The sequence below is a fragment of the Vannielia sp. genome (genome assembly GCF_029212645.1).
GTDB lineage: Bacteria > Pseudomonadota > Alphaproteobacteria > Rhodobacterales > Rhodobacteraceae > Vannielia.
This window is the reverse complement of record NZ_JARGND010000048.1, coordinates 1-3383: the sequence shown is the minus strand read 5'-3', so window position 1 is coordinate 3383 and position 3383 is coordinate 1. Positions and strand designations below refer to the sequence as shown.

Genomic DNA, 3383 nt, shown 5'->3' with positions numbered 1-3383 from the left:
CAAGCCCGGCCCCCCATGAGGATCGCCATGGGGTCTGGCTTTTCGTACCTGTCGACGGAGATGATATATGCCTTCGCAGCGACATTGCGCTATTGAGCGCGTGAACGTCCACCTCATCCACCACCCGGCGCGGGTGGTGGTGAGCTATATCACCGAGCAAAAAATCTGACTATTGACGATATCGGTTTTGCCGGATCTGAATGCGTTTAGCCAGCGCTCAATGAACGCGGCTGCGGCACTTGTGCACTATGAGGCGCTAGGCTGGCAGTGCCTCACCTAACTGGACTGTTCCACGCGGCGGTTGCGGGCAGCGATCAGCTTCAAACGCAGCGCATTCAGGTGGATAAAGCCCTGTGCGTCTTTCTGGTCATACGCGCCCGCATCCTCCTCAAAGGTCACATGCGCCTCGCTATAAAGCGTGTGATCGGATTTGCGTGCCACGCAATGCACCGAGCCTTTGAACAGCTTTAGCGTCACCGTGCCTGTAACATGCTCCTGGCTGTGATCAATCGCCGCTTGAAGCATCTCGCGCTCGGGGCTGAACCAAAAGCCGTTGTAGATCAGCTCGGCATATTTCGGCATCAGTTCATCTTTCAGATGCATCGCTCCACGATCGAGCGTGATCGACTCAATACCACGGTGCGCTTCCAGCAGCAGCGTGCCGCCCGGCGTTTCATAGATGCCACGGCTCTTCATGCCTACGAACCGGCCCTCAACAAGATCAAGCCGTCCGCAGCCGTGCTTGCCGCCCAGTTCGTTCAGCTTAGTCAGCACCATGGCCGGGCTCAGCGCCTCGCCATTCACGCTCACCGCGTCGCCCTTTTCAAATCCGATTTCAACGTATTCGGGCTTATCAGGCGCATCCTCCGGGTGGACCGTCCGTTGATACACGTAATCAGGCGCCATCTGCGCCGGGTCTTCCAGCACCTTGCCCTCGCTAGAGGTATGCAGCAGGTTCGCATCCACCGAAAAGGGCGCTTCGCCGCGCTTATCCTTTGCAATCGGGATCTGGTTCTGCTCGGCAAACTCCAGCAGCCGGGTGCGGGAAGATAGATCCCACTCGCGCCACGGCGCAATCACCTTGATATCGGGATTCAGCGCGTAGGCACTCAACTCAAAGCGCACCTGATCGTTGCCCTTGCCAGTTGCGCCATGCGAAACGGCGTCCGCCCCGGTTTGCGCGGCGATCTCGACCAAGCGCCTTGAAATCAGCGGGCGGGCGATCGAGGTGCCCAGCAGGTAAAGCCCCTCGTACACCGCATTGGCGCGGAACATCGGAAACACAAAGTCGCGGGTGAACTCTTCACGCAGGTCTTCGATGAAAATGTTCTCGGGTTTGATCCCCAGCAACTCGGCTTTCTTGCGCGCGGGCTCCAATTCCTCGCCTTGGCCAAGGTCGGCGGTGAATGTAACTACTTCGCAGCCATATTCCACCTGAAGCCACTTCAGAATAATCGAGGTGTCGAGGCCGCCGCTATAGGCAAGCACAACTTTCTTGGGGGAGGTCATTGGGTGCCGCTCCTGCTTTCACTGTCAGGGCGCGGGTTTATGCCCTTTCTCAGGCGAATCCAAGGGCCGGCTTCATGCGGCACGTTTGCTTTCAAAGGCGCGGCAGCTGGCGCGGTAACTTGCTGCAATTTCCGCCACATAATCTGCTTCGCCATTTTGCTCATGCGCCCAGTTTTCAGCCGTTTGACAAAGCCTGGCAAGATCGGTGAACCCAAGGTTCAGCGATGAACTTTTCAGGAAGTGAAAATCTGCCTCCCAATCACTGCTCTCCCCGATTTCCATCCGTTCGAGCACCTCATCAACCTCCTCCAAAAACATGTCGGCGATTTCTGCAAAATCATCTTCGCCAACTATGCGGATCAATTCCGCCACGCGGTCCCAGTCAATCATCCGGTGCCTCTGCCCTTGTTACACCTCGCAGCCTAGCGAAGCGGTCTTAAGGAACAATTTCGGAAAGAATGGCCAATTCGCGTTTTCATGGGCCGTTAACCCCGACGTGCCAAAGCAGGGGTGAAGCTTCCTGAGGCAAGAATGAACAGCGCCGTGCCATCGTCACAACCCGAATCTTCCGTCACCGCTCTTGGGCGAACGGTGTTGGTGGTTGATGACAGCCGGATGCAGCGGCACATGCTCGGCAAGATGCTCACGAAGTGGGGCTACCGCGTGCGTGAGGCCGCCAGTGCTGAAGAGGCGCTGAGGCTGTGCGCCCAAGAGCCGCCCGATGTCGTCCTGTCTGATTGGATGATGCCGGGCATGGATGGGCTCGAATTTTGCCAAATTTTTCGTGCCATGCCCCGTGAAAACTATGGTTATTTCATCCTACTCACATCCAAAAGCCGTTCCGAGGAGGTGACCCTTGGCCTTGATGCTGGCGCTGATGATTACCTGGCAAAACCAATTTCCCCCGATGAGCTTCGTGCTCGCCTTGCCGCCGGGGAGCGCATCCTTGGTATCCATGCCGAACTCGTCGAAAAAAACCGCTTCGTCAGCGAAACCCTGGCCGAAATTTCATCGCTCTATGGCGCGCTTGATCGTGATCTGCTTGAGGCGCGCAAGCTCCAGCAGTCGCTCGTCAAAGAACGCTACCGCAGCTATGGTAACGCACAAGTGTCGCTTCTGCTGCGCCCGTCCGGCCATGTTGGCGGCGATCTGGTTGGTTTTTTCCCGATCAACGCTGATCGGGTCGGACTCTTTTCTATTGATGTGTCTGGCCACGGTGTCAGTTCTGCCTTGATGACAGCACGGCTTGCGGGCTTCCTCTCCGCTACGTCGCCCGATCAAAATGTTGCCATGGTCCAGAATGATCTGGGAATTTATGATGCTCTTCCCCCCGCCCAGCTTGCCAGCACTCTCAACAGGCTTGCCCTTCAAGAGTTGGATACCGAGCACTATTTCACCCTCGCCTACGTTGATATTAACCTCACAACAGGAGCCTTCTCCCTCGTTCAGGCAGGGCACCCGCATCCGGCAATCCTGCGGGCTTCGGGGCAGATTGAGTATATCGGCGGTGGAGGTATGCCCATCGGCCTGTTCGACATTGCTGAATATAATCAATGCGAGGGGCAGCTTGCGCCGGGCGATCGCCTGTTCATCATGTCAGATGGGTTGACCGAGGCGACCAACGAATCAGGCGAAATGCTCGAAGAAGAGGGTCTCGCCCGCCTGCTCAAGCGTAATTGGAACACTCATGGCAGAGGTTTTCTTGAAGCTCTCACATGGGACTTGGGAGAGTATGCCGGAGCTCAGGACTTTGAGGATGATGTTTCGGCCGTGCTGTTCGAATTTGATGCACTGAAGGTGATCAAATAGGCCCTATTTAGGGCTTTGTTGCACAAATCGGCTGAGGGATTCACTGTTTGAAACCAGCGTGATAG

At 56.5% G+C, this 3383-nt stretch carries 3 protein-coding genes; 1 reads left to right on the top strand and 2 read right to left on the bottom strand.

Going from position 1 to position 3383, the window contains the following annotated elements:
* Positions 1 to 276 precede the first annotated feature (276 nt).
* Together P1U55_RS13330 and P1U55_RS13325 are read right to left on the bottom strand one after the other, a co-directional pair.
* Positions 277 to 1509, bottom strand: a complete 1233-nt coding sequence (locus P1U55_RS13330; protein ID WP_301048114.1) for an argininosuccinate synthase — start codon at positions 1507 to 1509, stop codon at positions 277 to 279.
* A 72-nt stretch (positions 1510 to 1581) separates the two neighbouring features.
* Positions 1582 to 1899, bottom strand: a complete 318-nt coding sequence (locus P1U55_RS13325; protein WP_301048113.1) for an Hpt domain-containing protein — start codon at positions 1897 to 1899, stop codon at positions 1582 to 1584.
* Between the two features lie 141 nt (positions 1900 to 2040).
* Between P1U55_RS13325 and P1U55_RS13320 the strand changes: the two genes are divergently transcribed.
* Positions 2041 to 3318: a SpoIIE family protein phosphatase gene (locus tag P1U55_RS13320; RefSeq protein WP_301048112.1), complete on the top strand. Its 1278-nt coding sequence runs from the start codon at positions 2041 to 2043 to the stop codon at positions 3316 to 3318.
* The last annotated feature ends 65 nt before the right edge of the window (positions 3319 to 3383 follow it).